This is a genomic window from Pedobacter sp. UC225_65 (assembly GCF_042698365.1).
Lineage (GTDB): Bacteria > Bacteroidota > Bacteroidia > Sphingobacteriales > Sphingobacteriaceae > Pedobacter.
Genome location: NZ_CP170550.1, coordinates 537,551 through 554,484 on the forward strand (window position 1 = coordinate 537,551; position 16,934 = coordinate 554,484).

At 38.3% G+C, this 16,934-nt stretch carries 15 protein-coding genes and 3 pseudogenes; 10 read left to right on the plus strand and 8 right to left on the minus strand.

Translation table 11 applies throughout. The features are described from left to right. The first annotated feature begins 44 nt into the window (after positions 1 to 44). The 3 genes from ACFJIZ_RS02815 to ACFJIZ_RS02825 all read left to right on the plus strand — a co-directional run bounded on the left by ACFJIZ_RS02815 (position 45) and on the right by ACFJIZ_RS02825 (position 3,757). Positions 45 to 428 (plus strand): DUF423 domain-containing protein, encoded by a 384-nt coding sequence (locus ACFJIZ_RS02815; RefSeq protein WP_379090466.1) that lies wholly within the window; start codon positions 45 to 47, stop codon positions 426 to 428. Next, complete coding sequence (gene priA / locus ACFJIZ_RS02820; RefSeq protein ID WP_379090468.1) at positions 428 to 2,905, plus strand: primosomal protein N'; 2,478 nt, start codon at positions 428 to 430, stop codon at positions 2,903 to 2,905. The genes ACFJIZ_RS02815 and priA overlap by 1 nt, the downstream gene beginning before the upstream one ends. Before the next feature lie 195 nt (positions 2,906 to 3,100). After that, complete coding sequence (locus tag ACFJIZ_RS02825; protein WP_379093859.1) at positions 3,101 to 3,757, plus strand: protein-L-isoaspartate(D-aspartate) O-methyltransferase; 657 nt, start codon at positions 3,101 to 3,103, stop codon at positions 3,755 to 3,757. An 82-nt stretch (positions 3,758 to 3,839) separates the two neighbouring features. Here the strand turns inward: ACFJIZ_RS02825 and smpB are convergent, their stop codons facing one another. Continuing rightward, complete coding sequence (gene smpB / locus ACFJIZ_RS02830; RefSeq protein WP_055133737.1) at positions 3,840 to 4,289, minus strand: SsrA-binding protein SmpB; 450 nt, start codon at positions 4,287 to 4,289, stop codon at positions 3,840 to 3,842. Positions 4,290 to 4,506: 217 nt separating this feature from the next. Between smpB and ACFJIZ_RS02835 the strand changes: the two genes are divergently transcribed. Genes ACFJIZ_RS02835 through ACFJIZ_RS02855 form a run of 5 tightly spaced genes read left to right on the plus strand, consistent with a single transcriptional unit; the run spans position 4,507 to position 7,241 of the window. Further along, entirely contained in the window at positions 4,507 to 5,844 is a 1,338-nt protein-coding gene (locus ACFJIZ_RS02835) for a TonB-dependent receptor plug domain-containing protein (protein WP_379090471.1), read from the plus strand. Next, entirely contained in the window at positions 5,808 to 6,053 is a 246-nt protein-coding gene (locus ACFJIZ_RS02840; protein WP_379090473.1) for a TonB-dependent receptor domain-containing protein, read from the plus strand. The genes ACFJIZ_RS02835 and ACFJIZ_RS02840 overlap by 37 nt, the downstream gene beginning before the upstream one ends. A gap of 40 nt (positions 6,054 to 6,093) precedes the next feature. Beyond that, positions 6,094 to 6,396 carry a TonB-dependent receptor domain-containing protein gene (locus ACFJIZ_RS02845; RefSeq protein WP_379090475.1) on the plus strand — a complete coding sequence of 101 codons (303 nt, stop codon included), beginning with the start codon at positions 6,094 to 6,096 and terminating at the stop codon, positions 6,394 to 6,396. Continuing rightward, positions 6,356 to 6,781, plus strand: a complete 426-nt coding sequence (locus ACFJIZ_RS02850) for a hypothetical protein (RefSeq protein ID WP_379090477.1) — start codon at positions 6,356 to 6,358, stop codon at positions 6,779 to 6,781. The genes ACFJIZ_RS02845 and ACFJIZ_RS02850 overlap by 41 nt, the downstream gene beginning before the upstream one ends. Position 6,782: 1 nt before the next feature. After that, positions 6,783 to 7,241: a thioredoxin family protein gene (locus ACFJIZ_RS02855; protein WP_379090479.1), complete on the plus strand. Its 459-nt coding sequence runs from the start codon at positions 6,783 to 6,785 to the stop codon at positions 7,239 to 7,241. On the opposite strand, the gene ACFJIZ_RS02860 is transcribed toward ACFJIZ_RS02855, so the two are convergent. Together ACFJIZ_RS02860 and ACFJIZ_RS02865 are read right to left on the minus strand one after the other, a co-directional pair. Further along, positions 7,238 to 9,097, minus strand: a complete 1,860-nt coding sequence (locus ACFJIZ_RS02860) for an Nramp family divalent metal transporter (protein WP_379090480.1) — start codon at positions 9,095 to 9,097, stop codon at positions 7,238 to 7,240. The two genes, ACFJIZ_RS02855 and ACFJIZ_RS02860, sit on opposite strands and share 4 nt — an antisense overlap. Then, positions 9,097 to 9,747: a metal-dependent transcriptional regulator gene (locus tag ACFJIZ_RS02865; RefSeq protein ID WP_379090482.1), complete on the minus strand. Its 651-nt coding sequence runs from the start codon at positions 9,745 to 9,747 to the stop codon at positions 9,097 to 9,099. The genes ACFJIZ_RS02860 and ACFJIZ_RS02865 overlap by 1 nt, the downstream gene beginning before the upstream one ends. A 139-nt stretch (positions 9,748 to 9,886) precedes the next feature. On the opposite strand from ACFJIZ_RS02865, the pseudogene ACFJIZ_RS02870 reads away from it, so the two are divergent. Further along, positions 9,887 to 10,359, plus strand: a pseudogene (locus ACFJIZ_RS02870) (Lrp/AsnC family transcriptional regulator). Positions 10,360 to 10,542: 183 nt separating this feature from the next. Here the strand turns inward: ACFJIZ_RS02870 and ung are convergent. Together ung and ACFJIZ_RS02880 are read right to left on the minus strand one after the other, a co-directional pair. Continuing rightward, complete coding sequence (gene ung / locus ACFJIZ_RS02875) at positions 10,543 to 11,223, minus strand: uracil-DNA glycosylase (RefSeq protein WP_379090484.1); 681 nt, start codon at positions 11,221 to 11,223, stop codon at positions 10,543 to 10,545. A 2-nt stretch (positions 11,224 to 11,225) separates the two neighbouring features. Continuing rightward, the gene (locus ACFJIZ_RS02880) at positions 11,226 to 11,777 is read right to left on the minus strand and encodes a thioredoxin family protein (RefSeq protein WP_379090486.1); all 552 of its coding nucleotides are present in this window, start codon (positions 11,775 to 11,777) and stop codon (positions 11,226 to 11,228) included. Positions 11,778 to 11,939: 162 nt separating this feature from the next. On the opposite strand from ACFJIZ_RS02880, the gene ACFJIZ_RS02885 reads away from it, so the two are divergent. Then, positions 11,940 to 12,482, plus strand: a complete 543-nt coding sequence (locus ACFJIZ_RS02885) for a DUF2892 domain-containing protein (RefSeq protein ID WP_379090488.1) — start codon at positions 11,940 to 11,942, stop codon at positions 12,480 to 12,482. 56 nt (positions 12,483 to 12,538) lie between these two features. Here ACFJIZ_RS02885 and ACFJIZ_RS02890 read toward each other — a convergent pair whose 3' ends face one another. The 3 genes and pseudogenes from ACFJIZ_RS02890 to ACFJIZ_RS02900 form a co-directional block, all read right to left on the minus strand. Beyond that, positions 12,539 to 12,751: a hypothetical protein gene (locus ACFJIZ_RS02890; protein ID WP_379090490.1), complete on the minus strand. Its 213-nt coding sequence runs from the start codon at positions 12,749 to 12,751 to the stop codon at positions 12,539 to 12,541. An 88-nt stretch (positions 12,752 to 12,839) separates the two neighbouring features. Then, positions 12,840 to 14,561, minus strand: a pseudogene (gene lysS / locus ACFJIZ_RS02895) (lysine--tRNA ligase). A 338-nt stretch (positions 14,562 to 14,899) separates the two neighbouring features. Then, positions 14,900 to 16,808: pseudogene (locus ACFJIZ_RS02900) on the minus strand (AMP-dependent synthetase/ligase). Positions 16,809 to 16,934: the final 126 nt, after the last annotated feature.

Sequence of the window (16,934 nt, forward strand, 5' to 3'; positions counted from 1 at the left end):
AAGGGCATTTTCTTAATTTAGCATCCGTATAAAGCCGTTAATTCATGAATAAACGTATTATCCTTACTGCAGCTTTTTTTGGAGCTTTGGCAGTAGTTTTAGGTGCATTTGGTGCACACAGCTTAAAAACACTGATCAGCCCATCAGCATTAGAAATTTGGCAAAAAGGAGTAGAATATCAGTTCTATCATGTTTTTGCACTGTTATATCTGTCTACTTTTGCCCGTTATAAAAATAAATTGATAGGTTTTGCCTTCGTTTTCTTTACCCTTGGCATTGTGCTGTTTTCGGGACCTTTGTATGTTTTGGCATTAAAAGATGCTTATCATTTATCGGTCAGTTTTATTGGTCCAATTACACCAGTTGGAGGTTTATGTTTTATTTTGGGCTGGATAAGCCTGTTCTTGGCCGCATTAAAAGATAAATAATGCAATTTGCAAGCCCCATAGATTTTTCTGAAAGGGAAACACTTTTTGTAGAAGTGATCTTGCCTTTGTCGCTAGCGATCAACTATACTTATCGTGTTCCTTTCGAACTCAATGATCGGATTGCGGTAGGTAAGCGTGTGGTGGTACAGTTTGGCAAACACAAGATATACACGGCGCTGGTTAAAAGTATCGGCGATCAACCACCAGAATTTTATCAGGCCAAATACATCATCGATGTGGTGGATGAACTGCCCGTAATTACACCAAAACAATTTGAATTTTGGGATTGGATCACCTCTTATTATTTGTGTAATGAAGGTGATGTAATGGCTGCGGCTTTGCCCACTGGCCTGAAACTGGCAAGTGAGACCATCTTGGTGTTAAGGGATGAATTGCCAGAAGAACTAGACCTCACAGAAAAAGAAAGCCTGATTGTTTCGGTATTGAATAAACAACAGCGCATCAGTATAGACGATGTAGTTGAACTTTTGGGGCAGAAAACAGTCTACCCGATCATTAATGCTTTAATTGGTAAAGAAGTGATCTATGTGGCAGAAGAAGTCATTGAAAAATATCGACCACTTTTAAAATCATTTATTACCCTTAACCCTTTTTATAAGGAAGAAGAAAACCTAAAACAACTTTTTGCGGTGCTAGAAAAAGCTCCAAAACAATTGGATGCACTGTTGGCTTACTTGAAATTGGCCAAAAATGAAGTCACTATTCCCAAACAAAAACTTTTGGAAGAAAGTGGGAGTGGGCAGGCTGCTTTAAAAGCCTTGATCGATAAAGAGGTGTTCAGCGTTGAAAAACGACAAGTAAGCCGCTTAAACGATTCTACAGATGAGTTTGAAGTTAATTTTCAACTAAGTACGGCACAACAAAAGGCCTTTGACGAAATAGAACTGCAGTTTGCCACTAAAGATGTAGTATTGCTGCATGGTATTACCGCATCTGGTAAAACACAGTTGTACATCAAATTGATAGAAAATGCCATCAGTAAGGGTGGACAAGTACTCTTTCTATTGCCAGAAATTGCACTGACTACTCAGATTGTAGAACGGATCAAACGATATTTTGGCGATAAAATCGGAGTTTACCATTCTAAATTCAACGATAATGAAAGGGTAGAGATCTGGAACAAAGTATTGAACGGTTCTTATCAAGTGGTATTGGGTGCCCGCTCTGCCGTATTCCTTCCTTTTAAAGACCTGAAACTGATTGTGGTGGATGAGGAACATGAATCGTCTTACAAACAGCATGAGCCTGCGCCTAGGTACCAAGCAAGGGATGCTGCAGTTTTTCTAGGTCACTTGCACCAAACAAAAGTGGTATTGGGTTCGGCAACCCCATCTATAGAAAGTTACCACAATGCCGAAACAGATAAATACGGATTGGTGGTATTGAACGAAAGATTTGGCGGCGTGCAATTGCCTTTGCAAGAAGTGGTCAGTATTGCTGAAGAAACCAAGCGCAAGAAAATGACATCCTACTTTACCAGTGTGTTGATCGATGATATGGCAACTGCCCTCGAAAATAAGGAACAAGTGATATTGTTCCAGAACCGTCGAGGTTATGCTACTATTTTAATTTGTGCAACTTGCGGTTATGCTCCCAAATGTGTCAATTGTGATGTAAGTCTAACTTTCCATAAAACCAGTGGTAAATTGCATTGCCATTATTGTGGTTACCATCAGAGCAGCATTAACATCTGTCCGGCTTGTGGTTCCGTTCACATTGAGCAAAAAGGTTTTGGTACAGAGCGGGTAGAAGAAGAGTTGAGTTTGATCTTCCCAGACGTTAAAATGGCTAGACTGGATTTGGACAGCACAAGAACCAAAAATGGGATGCAACAGATCATTTCCGATTTTCAGGACAAAAAAACACAGATTTTGATTGGTACACAGATGGTTGCCAAAGGTTTGGATTTTGACAATGTAAGTTTGATCGGGGTAATCAATGCGGATACCTTATTGAATTATCCAGATTTTAGGGCTTTTGAAAGAAGTTACCAGTTGTTGGCGCAGGTAGCTGGAAGAGCAGGCCGTAGAGATAAACAAGGAAAGGTTTGCATACAGGCTTATGATGATTCGCACAGGATCATCAAACAGGTGATAGCAAACAATTATCTAGAGATGTATAACGATGAAATGGTCGAGCGCAAACAGTTCAACTATCCGCCTTTTACACGTTTGATCTTCATCAATGTGAAGCATAAGGATGCCAATGTGTTGAACATTGCAGCGCAGACCTTGGCCAATGCCTTAAGATCACAATTGGGTAATCGAATTTTAGGCCCAGAGCAGCCATTGGTAGCAAGAATCAGGAACTATTACATCAAACAGATCATTATCAAAACAGAAAAAAATGCAGCCATCCAAAAGGTAAAAGCTGTATTAAAAGAAACGATCAAAGATTTTAATGCCCAAAAAGACTTTAAGAGTGTAATTACACAAATTGACGTAGGTCCTTATTAGTTTGGAGTTCTAGTCTCTAGTCGTGAGTCTGTAGTCCTGAGTCTTTAATCTTTGCTCTTTAATCTTTACTCCTTTATTCTTGTTCCTTTAAGCCTTAAATTTTCTAGATTGATTTTGTGGGGGTTATCATCCATGGTCACATAAACTCATAATTATTTAATGAAATGAGCGTTTAAAACGCTATTTTTGGATAGAATGGCATATAAGTTTATAGATAATTACAGAGAGAAGGGTGCAAGAAAAAAGCTGGTTGAATTGCTTAGAGAAAGAGGAATTGCAGACGAAGGAGTTTTAAAAGCAATCGGCAAGGTGCCACGTCATTTCTTTTTCGATGAAACTTTTTGGAACCAAGCCTATAAAGATATCGCATTTCCGATAGGCGATGGCCAAACCATTTCCCAACCCTATACCGTGGCTTATCAGACCGAACTCTTACATATCCAAAAAGGCGATAAGGTTTTGGAGATTGGAACGGGTTCTGGTTACCAGACTTGTATCTTAATGGAGTTAGGCGCTAAGGTTTATACCATCGAACGTCAACCTAATATCTATAACCATACTTTAAAAGTATTACCTGGGATGGGATACAAAGCCAATTTCTTCCTTGGGGATGGCTCAAAAGGCATTGAAGAACATGCGCCTTATGCAAAGATCATCGTTACCGCTGGGGCCCCATTTGTTCCAGAAATCTTATTGAAGCAGCTTAAAATCGGAGGCATTTTGGTTATTCCGGTAGGAGACGAGAAATCTCAAAAAATGATCACGGTTATCCGCATAAACGAAAACGATTACGATAAGATTGAGTTGGATACCTTTAGGTTTGTACCCTTGGTAGGCGACCAAGCTTGGTAAATAATTTTCGGTTTACAGTTTTCAGCTTGCAGTTTTGGAATTGAGAATTGCAACAACCAATGAAACTAATGATACCAATGAACTAAACCTTCATTGCCCTATCCATTTCACGTTTGCTTTCGCGGTCTTTGATGCTATCACGTTTGTCAAATTCCTTTTTACCTTGTGCAATCGCAATTTCCATTTTGGCAAAACCACGTTCGTTGGTGAAAATTCTTAATGGTACAATGGTAAAGCCTTTTTCTTCTCCCTTGATTTTCAGTTTCTTGAGTTCTTTTTTGTGCAAAAGCAGCACACGGTCTCTTTTAATGTCGTGGTGATGAAAAGAGCTATGGCTGTATTCAGAAATATGGAGGTTCCTCACATAAAGTATATCATCAATAAACATGCAGAAAGCATCGGTCATATTGGCCTTCCCCTGTCTAACCGCTTTGATTTCGGTGCCAAGTAACGCTATACCAGCAACATAACTATCTAGGATATGGTAGTCGAAATAGGCTCTTTTGTTCTTGATTTGGATATCTTTTGACATAATTACAAATATCGTTATTTCTTGCTTATTCTATATCTCTAATGTAGAAGAATAATATTTTTAAATGCAATATAGTTGCATTTAAAAATAATGTAGTACATTTAGGCAGCTATAAGACCATAATATTTAGTATAGTCTATTATCTATAAATAAATTAATCTAAATTATTTTTTAGATTAATCTAAATTTATATTTTTGCTGAACTAATATGTACAACATGCAAAAAGCCATACTCTTGTTTTTCTTTATTTTGATGTTTCATCAGGTTCAATCCCAGCAATTTAAAGTGCAAGGTTTTGTAGCCACAAATGAAGCTGCACAAAAAGTTTCAGTCTCTTTGTTAGAACTGAAACGGACAACGGTTACCGATAGCACGGGCAAATTCAGCATGGATAAGGTAAAAGCTGGTACCTATCACCTAAAAATAAGTATGCTAGGTTACAGAAGTTTGACCTTAAAATTCGATTTGACAAAAGATACCACCTTTGCCCTGTTGAAGTTGGAATCCTTAGACGAAAATCTGAATGAAGTGGTGGTTACAGGAACTCAAAAAGAGGTGAATAGGCTCGAAAGTCCCGTTCCGGTAGAAATCTACACGGCTAAATTCTTTAAAAAGAACCCCACGCCAAGCATATTTGATGCTTTGCAGAATGTAAATGGTGTACGGCCCCAACTCAACTGCAACATCTGTAATACAGGTGATATCCATATCAATGGATTAGAAGGCCCGTATACCATGGTATTGATAGATGGAATGCCCATTGTAAGTAGTCTCTCTACGGTGTATGGACTGTCAGGTATTCCCAATGCTTTGGTTGAGAGAATTGAGGTGGTAAAAGGCCCAGCTTCCTCGCTTTATGGAAGTGAGGCTGTTGGTGGACTGATCAACATCATTACCAAAAAAGTACAAAATGCCGCCTTGTTCTCTGCCGATGTAATGGCAACTGGTTATGGCGAATACAATACAGACTTGGGTTTTAAGGTCAACCTCAACAAAAAAGTATCTTTTTTAACAGGACTGAATTATTTCAAATTTGGCAATAGGGTAGATCACAACCATGATGGATTTACCGATGTGACCTTACAAGACCGTATCTCTATATTTCAAAAATGGAACATCGACCGTAAAAAAAATAGATTATTCTCTATTGCAGGGCGATATTTATATGAAGACAGGTGGGGAGGAGAGGTGAATTGGAACAAATCGTTTAGGGGTGGAGACCAAGTGTATGGAGAGAGTATCTATACCCGAAGATTTGAGCTGATTGGGAATTACCAACTGCCGATTGAAGAGAAGATGTTCCTGTCTTTTTCGCTTACAGACCATGATCAGGATAGTCGATATGGGACAGTGGCTTATATCGCCCAACAGAAAATCGCATTTGGTCAGCTTACCTGGGACAAAAAGATAGGGATAAACGATTTATTGATCGGTACGGCCCTGCGTTATACATATTATGATGACAATACCCCTGCAACCGCTTCTAAAGATTTGGTCAATGATCCGAGCGCGTGTTTTTGCCTGGAATCTTTATCCAAGACGAAATCAAGGTAGCAAAAAGCCACTCCGTCTTGGCAGGGTTGAGGTATGATTATAATTCTGTTCATGGCAATATCTTCACCCCCAGATTGGCCTATAAATGGAGTATCAACGAAAAAAACATCATTCGCTTAAATGCTGGTACAGGTTTTAGGGTGGTAAATATTTTTACAGAAGACCATGCAGCTTTAACTGGTGCCCGTGAAGTAGTCGATCAGCAATGAACTAAAACCTGAACGTACCTATAATGTGAACTTGAACTTCTTGAAAAAAATCTACTTAAAGAGTGGGTCGTTTCTTGGTTTGGACTTTTCTGCCTTTTATACCTATTTCAATAACCGGATCATTGGTGATTTTGATTCGAACCCGAACGAAATCAGATATGATAACTTGGATGGATACGCTGTAAGTAAAGGCCTGACCGCTAATGTAGACCTCGCGTTTAGTTCTGGATTAAAGCTAACCGCTGGTTTGACCTATCAAGATGTTGGTTTTGTAGAAAAGGGCATTCGCCAGCAACAAGATCTTGACAGAAAAGTTTTCGGGTACTTGGGCTGTATCTTATAAGATCCATAAACTCAATTTAGGCATAGATTATACAGGTAATATTTACAGCCCTATGCGTTTGCCTTTATTAGGCGATTTAGATTCCCGTAGGCCTTATTCGCCAACTTGGAGCATCCAGAACATACAATTGGTTTACGATGGATTTAAAAATATAGAGATTTATGGAGGTGTAAAAAACCTGCTCAATTTTACACCGAACAAGGGTACTCCATTTATCATTGCCAGAGCCAACGACCCCTTCGATAAAAATGTGCAGTTTAATCCCAATGGACAAGTGATAGCAACACCAGACAATCCTTATGCCCTGACATTTGATCCAAATTATGTGTATGCGCCAAATCAGGGTATCAGAGGTTTCTTAGGCATAAGGTTAACCATCAAATAACATGAAAACATTCCTTGTTTTGCTATTGGTCTGTTGTGCTTCGGTTGTGAAAGCACAGCAGACCAATATTCGTTTTAACCAACTGGATAGTTTACAGCGGATCAAACCTAAAAAGGTTTTTGTATTTATCCATACCAACTGGTGCAGCTATTGCAAGGCAATGGATGAAGTGGTATTTAAAGATAAAATGGTGGCTAAGCTATTGAGTGAGGCTTATTATTTTGTAAGATTGGATGCCGAGGAAAAGTTACCCATTACCTACCAACATCAAAAATTTGAATACAAGGCCAATAAAGGCTTCCATGAGTTGGCCATCGCACTGGGAAATCACAATGGGAAATTGGCCTTTCCAACCAGTTGTATCTTAAATAACCAAAATGAAATCCTTTTCCAGCATCCTGCAATGATGAATGCCAAAGAACTGCTTCAGGTATTGGGTTATTTTGCGGTAAAAAATTAACGCACGATCAATACAGGTATGGCTACTTTATGGCGTACAGAGTCTACGGTGGTTCCGAAAATCAGGTCTTTCAATCCTTTGTGTCCATGTGCACCCATTACCAAAAGCTCGATGTTATTTTGATTACTGATTTCTGCTATGGCTTTTGCAGTACCTCCAAATCCAATATGTGGGGTAGCTTTGTAACCCAATTCTGCTAAGTTTTGTTGGTATTTTTCTAGATTTTCGGTGTCTGATTGTGTCTCATGGTCCATCACTGTTTTTCCATGGTAACGTGCAGCAGCGGTTTCTACAATATGTATCAAATGGTAATGGGCATCTTTTCCACCTTGGATAAGTGCATGTCTGATTGTATTTCTATCATTTTTGGAGAAATCGACGGTAATTCCAATCTTTTTGTAATTGATTTTTTCAATATTCGATATTTCCAAAGCATTTCCATGTGGGATATTACCCATCCTTTGTTTTTTACTGATCAATGGATAAACAAAGATATAGAGCAGTAACAAACCGATTAAAATAGTCATAGGAATGACGATCACATAGATATACCATCCGTCGGCGGTTGCAATCCAACCACTGATCTCTTCTATTACCAATTTGATGTTTAAGCTGATGATGGCTACGGCACTCATCCAGGCCAATACTTTTACCCAGGTTTTGATGGTAAAATCCTTCATTTCTTTTTTGTCAGAAGTTAGATGGATCAATGGGATGATGGCGAAGCCTAGTTGTAGACTCAACACCACCTGACTTAAGATCAATAGTCCCCCAAGTGCATCATCGCCAAAAAATAAAATGGTACAAAAGGCAGGGACAATGGCCAGCAAACGTGTAATCAGCCTGCGTAGCCATGGTTGTATCCTTAAGTTTAAGTGGCCTTCCATGATGATCTGTCCGGCTAAGGTTCCGGTAACGGTAGAACTTTGTCCGGCAGCAATTAAAGCAATGGCAAAAAGGGCAGGCGCAACACTACCGAAAATATTGCTCAATAAGCGATGGGCATCTTGTATCTCGGCCACCTCATGAAATCCATTTTTAAAAAAGGCGGCTGCTGCTAAGATCAAAATAGCGGCATTCACAAAAAAGGCGAGATTTAAGGCAACTGCAGTATCTATGAAATTAAATTTGATGGCTTCTTTAATGCCTTTATTGTCCCTTTCAAACTTCCTGGTCTGTACCAAAGACGAGTGTAGATATAGATTATGCGGCATTACAGTTGCGCCGATGATACCAATGGCAATGTATAAGGCTTCGCCAGATAGGAGTGAAGGTTCAAATCCTTTTGCAATCTCTTTTAGGGAAGGCTCTACAATAAACATTTCTACCAAAAATGATAGGCCAACAATAAATACCATCGATACAATAAAAGCCTCCATCTTTCTCATTCCTTTGTTCAATAGGAACAACAGCAATACCGTATCAAAAATGGTAATGGAGATGCCCCAGATCAAAGGCAGACCAAATAATAGGTTTAAACCAATGGCCATTCCGATGATTTCTGCAAGGTCGCAAGCGATGATTGCAGTTTGCGCCAAAATAAAGAGCGGAAAATTAACCCATTTTGGGTAGGCATTTCGAGAGGCTTGTGCCAAATCTAATCCTCTTACAATACCCAGCCTCGCACTTAACGATTGCAATAATAGGGCAATCAGGTTAGACATCAATAATACCCAGATCAACTGGTAACCAAATTTGCTACCTCCAGCAATATCTGTAGCCCAGTTTCCGGGATCCATATAACCAACACTCACCAAGTAGGCAGGGCCTATAAAGGCCATTAACCTTCTCCAACCTTTACGTTTGTCTGTCGCTACACTTTCGTGTACTTCGCTTAAAGATTGCTTCTGGCTCATTACTTGTTGATTAAGATATGTTTAGCTACTTCTCTACTGATGTTTATTTTTTGCTGTTCGATCAATAGTTCAACAGAACCGTCGAAATCGATAATTTCAGATACTTCTATTTTTTTACCCAAGGTTAGGCCTAGTTTTTCCAAATGCTTTAAAAAAGGAGAGGAATGTTCGCTTACGCCTGTAATCGTTCCTTTATCACCAACTTTGAGCTTACTTAATTTTATAAAAGAGAGGTCTGCAAAATTTCCATGTTTATCTGGGATAGGATCGCCATGTGGATCAACTTTAGGGAAGTCTAAAAATTCGTCTAAACGTTCAACCAACAATGTAGATTTGATGTGCTCTAGTTCCTCGGCAACTTCATGTACTTCATCCCACTTGAAGTTTAGCTTCTCTACCAAAAAAACTTCCCAAAGGCGATGTTTTCTCACAATACTGATTGCAGTGAGTTTTCCTTTCTCAGTTAAAGTAACACCTTGATATTTTACATAATCAACCAGTTCTTTGTCAGAAAGTTTCTTCAGCATGTCTGTTACCGATGCTGCTTTGGTCTGTATGCGCTCGGCAATGGCATTGGTTTGAACAGGATTACTGATCACAGATAAGTGGTAGATTATTTTAAGATAGTTCTCTTCGGTGTAAGATTGCATTTTTGTTAGTCTAACTATAAATTTAGACAAATCTAAAAATTATTATGTAAAATAAAAAGTAATTTTTTAATGTGTTTGTAGAATAAAATTTGGCTAAGTAGCGTTAGTATCCTACCTTTGGGTAACAACACAAATATTTATGGCAACAGAATTAGACAAAACCGATTTTAAAATCCTTAAACTTTTACAAGAAAATGGAAGGATCCCACCAATTTGCTTTTATCGCAAGAGATTGGTTTATCACCAGCACCAACTTTAGAAAGGGTTCGTAAACTTGAGATGTCAGGGTACATCAAAAGTTATCATGCATTAGTTGATGAGGAAAAATTAGGGTTAGGAATCAAAACTTTTATTCAGGTACAATTAGACTTTCATAAAAACAATACCATACAGATTTTTTTAGATGAGGTAAACCAGATCAACGAAATCACAGAATGTCATCACGTTACTGGTCAGGCCGACTTTTTGTTAAAGGTTTATGTAAATGATATCAAGGCCTATGAGCGTTTGATCATGGATAAGATCAGCAAGATCTCTGTGGTAAAAACTTTCCAGACCATGATGATCATGTCTACGACCAAAAAAGAGCCAATCGTTCCTTTGGAATATTAATTATATCGAATTTTAATATATAATTCTTGCTAGTGTATAAGTCTATGTTTTCTATGTACCTATGTTGTTTAATATATAGCCACTTAAGTCCTATTTAAAGGATTGGTCTTGGTTTAATCTGACCACATAGGTACATAGAGCACATAGGAGTTTAGCAGTCTAATTCGATAGTTTTTCTAGATTCTACCCTTCTATTTGCCAATTGATTGGTGTTAAACCTTCTTTTACCAAGATTTCATTGGTTTTAGCAAAATGATTAGAGCCAAAGAAGCCATTGTAGGCAGAAAATGGAGAGGGGTGGGCTGCTTTAAGCACATGGTGTTTGGTGGTGTCTATCAGGCTTTCCTTTTGTTGCGCAAAGCGACCCCAAAGCAAAAATACCAGTCCACTTTTTTGTGCTGATAATTCGGCGATCACATGGTTGGTAAAGTTTTCCCATCCTTTGTTCTGGTGAGAGCCTGCTTCATGTGCCCTTACAGTTAGGGTAGCATTTAACAGCAATACACCTTGGTCTGCCCATGAAGTTAAATCGCCATGATTTGGGATCTTAAAGTCTTGAAACTCTTCTGCCAATTCTTTGTACATGTTTTTTAGCGAAGGAGGGACAGCGATTCCTTTTTGTACAGAAAAGGATAGTCCATGTGCTTGTCCTTGGCCATGATAAGGATCTTGACCAAGAATGACAACTTTAACCTGATCAAATGGGGTATGGTTAAAGGCATTGAATATATCCGAGCCTTTTGGGTAAACAGTAAATCCTTTTTGCTTTTCTTCAAGCAAAAAGGATTTAAGGGCCTTCATATAAGGTTTTTCTAGTTCTGGACCTAAAACTTTCAACCATCCAGGTTCTAAAGCTGTAGCCATTTTTATTTGAACTTGTTTTCAGGTTTTGCTGGTACTGCAGGTTTTGAGGCTAATACTACCAACATGTCTTTTTCAAGTGTTTGTTGAGGTCTTTCGGTAACCCTGCCCACTTCAACTCCTTTTTTGTCAGTGAAGATAAAGGTAGGTACGTTAGTGATCTTTAGATTATCGATCAATCCATTTTCAGCTTTTTTGGTTCCATCAACAGCAATAAAGGTGATTTTATCCTCATCTATTTTCAAAGCATCCATGATCTTTAAAAAATGTGGAACCTGGAATTTACTATCACCACACCAAGTGCCTAGAACGATTGTGATCTTTTTGCCTTTTAACAACTTCCCTAATTCTGGCAATGAAGTAGAATCTGGTACATAAGCCTTATAGTTTGGGTCATAGCTTTCTTTAAACTCGGCAAAGCTGGTAATTCCTTCTCTTGTACATACGTTTAACATCACTTGTTTGTGTCTATTTGGGTCTTCGATTTTTTTGTTTAGTTCTTGTGCACCAGCATTGATCGCCAGTAATAAAATAAGGGCTGTAAATATATTTTTCATGTTTGAATAATTTTGTGTGGATAAGAGTGCGTTTTGTGTAAATGGTTTAATTTTTTAGGGTAAGGATTGTGTTGATTTTGAGTTTAATTTTTGTTGAAATTATAAATTTTAAATCTATTTTTTGGTATATAAACACGATATTTGCACAAATATTTTATAACTATGCCAAATTTACTACGTCTTATTATAGGTTTTGCTTTTGTGGGTGCTGCTATTGCACTAATGATTTTCAGTTTTTGGGGTTGGGGTATACTTTTGATCTTCCTGAGTATCTTTATTTTCATCACTTATTTTTACAATGAGAACATGTTGATTGCACAATGGTTTTTACGTAAAGACAATATGCCAAGAGCTGAACTGTTTTTGGGCAGGATCAAAAACTATGAAAAAGAACTGAACAGAGTTCAACATGGTTATTATAACCTATTGATTGGATTGATCGAATCTAGAAAAGCCCCAATGAAATCAGAAAAGTATTTCAAGCAAGCTTTGAGTTTAGGTTTGCATATGGACCATAACGTTGCCTTGGCTAAATTAAGTTTAGCGGGTATTGCCATGGGTAAAAGAAATAAAAGAGAGGCTCAGATGTATCTAACTGAAGCCAAAAAAGCAGATAAAAACAAATTGCTGGCTGATCAGATCAAACAGATGAAAGACCAGATGGGCTTAATGGACAAACAACAACAAGTGCGTTATAGCCGTTAAGGAGTTTAAGTAGAAAGTCATAAGTTTTACGTTAGAAGTAAGTAAAACTTATGACTTTATTTATCGCACAAACGGTCGAAGTTCTCTTCGTATGCTGAACCATTTCTGCTGATGATATCTTCATCAAGGTTTTCGTTTTTACGGTTGAAGAACAATTCTTCTGCCTGTATACGCTTGATCAGTTGACGAACGAGGGAAAGGTCAAATGCATCTTTACTCAGCTTGATACAATATTGGTTCTCGGTAATTTCTAAGCTTGAACTATTCATAACTATATTAGTTTTAGTAACAGCCTAAAATTAAAAAAGGCCTACCATATTTAATAGTGTAAGCCTTTAAGTTTTTGTTATGCTTATGTTAAGAGAACCAAGCCGTTACCTCGTCTTTTGTAGGCATGGCCAGTTCCAATTTCAATTTTTTACGCATCCCACCAAGATCGTTAAATACCTTGTTCGGATTTCCTGCCTTTAATTCTTCAACAGTGTTAAAGCCCATTTTACGGATAACCTGTACCCAGTCTGCAGCTACACCAGCATCTACAAAATCCTAATCTGTAGTTACCTTGGCTTTTTTCTCAGCACGCATCTGCGGGAAGAACAATACTTCTTGAATGGTTGATTGATTGGTCATCAACATTACCAAACGATCGATACCAATTCCCAGACCGGAAGTTGGAGGCATTCCGTATTCCAATGCGCGAACAAAATCATCATCCATCGCCATTGCTTCATCATCTCCTCTGGCAGCTAGTTTCAATTGTTCCTCAAAGCGTTCTTTTTGGTCAATTGGGTCATTGAGTTCAGAGTAGGCATTGGCAATCTCTTTACCATTTACAAATAGTTCAAAACGTTCTACCAAACCATCTTTGCTACGGTGTTTTTTAGCCAATGGCGTCATTTCCAAAGGATAGTCTGTAATGTAGGTTGGTTGGATCAGGTTGGCTTCTACTTTCTCACTGAACAATTCATCGATCAGTTTACCACGGCCCATTGAATCGTCAATCTCAATACTGAGTTCTTTACATTTTCCGGCAATTTCAGTTTCGCTCATTGCTGAAACATCGATGCCTGTATATTTTTCAATAGACTCATACATGGTCAATTTCTCGTATGGTCCGGCGAAGTTAATTTCGTGCTGACCAACTTTAACCACTGGTTGCCTATGGATGGTGGTAGCGATTTTTTCCAAACATTCTTCTACCATGCCCATCATCCAGATATAATCTTTATAGGCTACATAGATTTCCATTGCGGTAAATTCTGGATTGTGTGTACGGTCCATACCTTCATTTCTGAACATCTTTCCGAACTCATATACACCATCAAAACCTGCAACGATCAATCTTTTTAGATACAGTTCGTTTGCAATACGCAAGAACAGCGGCATATCTAAAGTATTGTGGTGCGTTTCGAAAGGACGAGCTGCTGCACCACCATGGATTGACTGTAGGATAGGTGTTTCAACTTCCATCCAGCCTTGGCTATCGAAATAGTTGCGCATGGTGTTGATTACCTTAGAACGGTTGATGAAGATCTGTTTGTAGTCGGGATTAACCGTTAGGTCTACATAACGCATCCTGTAACGCAATTCTGGATTGGTAAATCCATCATAAACGTTTCCTTCATCGTCACGTTTAACGATAGGTAGTGGACGTAAAGATTTAGAAAGTACGGTAAATTGCGTAACATGGATCGAAATTTCACCTGTTTGGGTAGTAAATACATATCCTTTGATACCGATGAAATCACCGATGTCCAACAGTTTCTTAAATACAGTATTATAAAGGGTCTTATCTTCACCTGGACAAAGCTCATCTCTCTTCAAATAAATCTGGATACGGCCAGTTGCATCCTGTAGTTCAGCAAAAGATGCTGCACCCATAATGTTACGGCCCATGATCCTACCTGCAAGGCTAATGGTCTTATAGGCTGTTTTATCTTTTTCGTAGTTGGCTAAAATGTCTGCTGCATTGGCATTAATTTCGTAAGCTTCTGCAGGATAAGGGTTGATGCCCAGTTCGCGAAGCTGTTTTAATGAATCGCGACGCAATAATTCCTGTTCTGATAATCCTGTACTCATTTATCGTATATTTTTGCAAAAGTAATGATTTACTAGCGTTTATGGTAATTGCTTGTTATAAAAGCTGTAGGATGGATAGATTATAATTTTAATTTAACTTTCACATCCATTTATTTCCAATGTTTTATATTGAACATTTAGACGATCAAGTGGCTTTTTATAAGCCCAACTAAATTTGAAGATTTATTTTAATATGAGCTTGCTTATAAGCAAGCTCATATTTATAATTTTATTTAATGAAATTTTATTGTTTGAGTTGTCGGTCTGAGCTTGTCGAAGACTAGCATGTAAACAAAAAAGACATCCTTCGACAGGCTCAGGATGACATCTTTTTTGTTTTAGCTCTCGGCCTCAACACCTTCTTCATACATCTCATTGATGGCTTCGGCGTATTTCTTTTCTACCACACGGCGTTTGACCTTCATGGTAGGGGTAATCTCGCCTTCATCAATGCTAAATGGATTACGTTTGATCTTAAAGTTCTTGATGCGCTCAAATTTGGCCAATTCGTTAGAAATCTTCTTGATGTCTTTTTCTACCCATTCGATGATTTCGGGGTTTCTGATAAAATCATCCCCTTCCTGGAAGAAAGATTCTTTCAGGTTAAAGGTTTCTTGTAGGGTTTCTCTGTTGGGAATGATGATGGCGGTAATGAATTCACGTTTATCGCCTATTAAGAACAATTGATCGATCTTAGGGCTTTTTAGATAGATGTTTTCAACGGGTGTTGGATAAACATTCTTGCCATAAGCATTAACGATCATGTTTTTTAGTCGGTCGGTAATTTGTAGGTTGCCTTTATAAAAACGACCAATATCACCTGTGTGGAACCACCTGTCTTTGTCTATGGCTTCGGCAGTTTCTGCTGGTTTGTTAAAATAACCTTTCATTACACAGTGTCCGCGTACAATAACTTCGCCTTCTGCACATTCAAAATCCTCGTTAAAGGTATGATGAGTTTGAATGCTGATCATTGCCTTGGTTTCTACGTCCTGAATACCAACTTCGATACCAGGATGACACGACCTACCGTTCCATAAACCTGACGGTGGTATTCGGTTACCGACATTACCGGAGAGGTTTCCGTTAAACCAAAACCTTCTAATATTTTGATACCCAGGTCACCAAAAAACTCTCCTACATTTTTGGGTAGGGCAGCACCTCCAGAAATCATAAATTTCAATCGGCCACCAGTTTTTTCTTTGATTTTGCTAAAAACCAGTTTCTCGGCTATGGCTTTTTTGGTATTTAACACCAAGCCTGTATTTTTTCCAGCTTCTTTGGTTTCGCGGTAATCTTTGCCTGTTTCTAAAGCCCAAGTAAATATTTTTGCTTTTAATCCACCGCCTGCTGTACCAGATTTGATGGCTTTATCATGGATGCGTTCCAATAAACGTGGTACGCACGACATTACCGTCGGTCTCACTTCGCCCATGTTTTTGGCCAATAACTCCAAGCTTTGTGCAAAGGCGATTTTACAACCTTGGGCACAACACACATGATAGGTAGCAGTACGTTCAAAAACGTGCGAAAGCGGTAAGAAAGACAGAAAAGTTTCGGTTTCGTCAATCACAGGATCTGTTGCAGACAAACATTTACATTTTCCACAAAGTTATTGTGTGTTAACATTACACCTTTTGGTGTGCCTGTAGTACCTGAAGTGTAGATCAGCGAAGAGATGTCGGAAGGCAGGACTTCTGATCGGCGTTTGCTGATTTCTTGTTGTTCTGCTTCACTTACATTTTTTTGCAGGATGATATTAAAATCGATTACTTCAAGATTTACATCTGCAGGAACACTGATTTTCTCGAAACCAGCAAAGGCTGGGATGATATATTTCAATTCTTTGCAGTTGTCGGCAACTTTTAATACCTTTTTAAAAAGGAAGGGATTGCCCACCAAGATGGCTTTTATCCCAGAATCGTTAATGATATAGGCTACTTCTTGCTCTGATAGTGTAGGATAGATAGAAACATTAATTACACCAATCTGTTGGATACCTTGATCATAATACACATACTCTGGCGAATTTTCGATGATCAGACCCAATCGGTCTCCTTTTACAATTCCTTTTTCTAAAAAGAAAGCAGAAACCGAATCAGCTCTTTGTAAAGTGTCTTTAAAAGAAATCTCTTCCCAAGTGGTGTTTTTCTTGTGGATCAAAAAAGTTTCTTCTGGTTGATGAATATGCTCTACTACATTACGCAATAAGCTGGGAACGGTAGAAAATTCGGTAAATGAGACCATGTGTTAAATGTTTGTTGTGCTTTGAACTAACAATGATAAACTTTTAGTGTTAAAAATGCAAAAGCGATTGGGTTAGAAAATGAGTACGTTAAAAAATTGGATAGGATAACAAAAATAATCAATCGG

Coding starts and splice junctions, on each gene's coding strand:
- ung (WP_379090484.1), bottom strand. CDS start 11,223: ATGGCTACAGCTTTAGAACCTGGATGGTTGAAAGTTTTAGGTCCAGAA.
- smpB (WP_055133737.1), bottom strand. CDS start 4,289: ATGTCAAAAGATATCCAAATCAAGAACAAAAGAGCCTATTTCGACTAC.
- ACFJIZ_RS02865 (WP_379090482.1), bottom strand. CDS start 9,747: ATGCAATCTTACACCGAAGAGAACTATCTTAAAATAATCTACCACTTA.
- ACFJIZ_RS02855 (WP_379090479.1), top strand. CDS start 6,783: ATGAAAACATTCCTTGTTTTGCTATTGGTCTGTTGTGCTTCGGTTGTG.
- ACFJIZ_RS02825 (WP_379093859.1), top strand. CDS start 3,101: ATGGCATATAAGTTTATAGATAATTACAGAGAGAAGGGTGCAAGAAAA.
- ACFJIZ_RS02890 (WP_379090490.1), bottom strand. CDS start 12,751: ATGAATAGTTCAAGCTTAGAAATTACCGAGAACCAATATTGTATCAAG.
- ACFJIZ_RS02880 (WP_379090486.1), bottom strand. CDS start 11,777: ATGAAAAATATATTTACAGCCCTTATTTTATTACTGGCGATCAATGCT.
- ACFJIZ_RS02815 (WP_379090466.1), top strand. CDS start 45: ATGAATAAACGTATTATCCTTACTGCAGCTTTTTTTGGAGCTTTGGCA.
- ACFJIZ_RS02860 (WP_379090480.1), bottom strand. CDS start 9,097: ATGAGCCAGAAGCAATCTTTAAGCGAAGTACACGAAAGTGTAGCGACA.
- ACFJIZ_RS02835 (WP_379090471.1), top strand. CDS start 4,507: ATGCAAAAAGCCATACTCTTGTTTTTCTTTATTTTGATGTTTCATCAG.
- ACFJIZ_RS02885 (WP_379090488.1), top strand. CDS start 11,940: ATGCCAAATTTACTACGTCTTATTATAGGTTTTGCTTTTGTGGGTGCT.
- priA (WP_379090468.1), top strand. CDS start 428: ATGCAATTTGCAAGCCCCATAGATTTTTCTGAAAGGGAAACACTTTTT.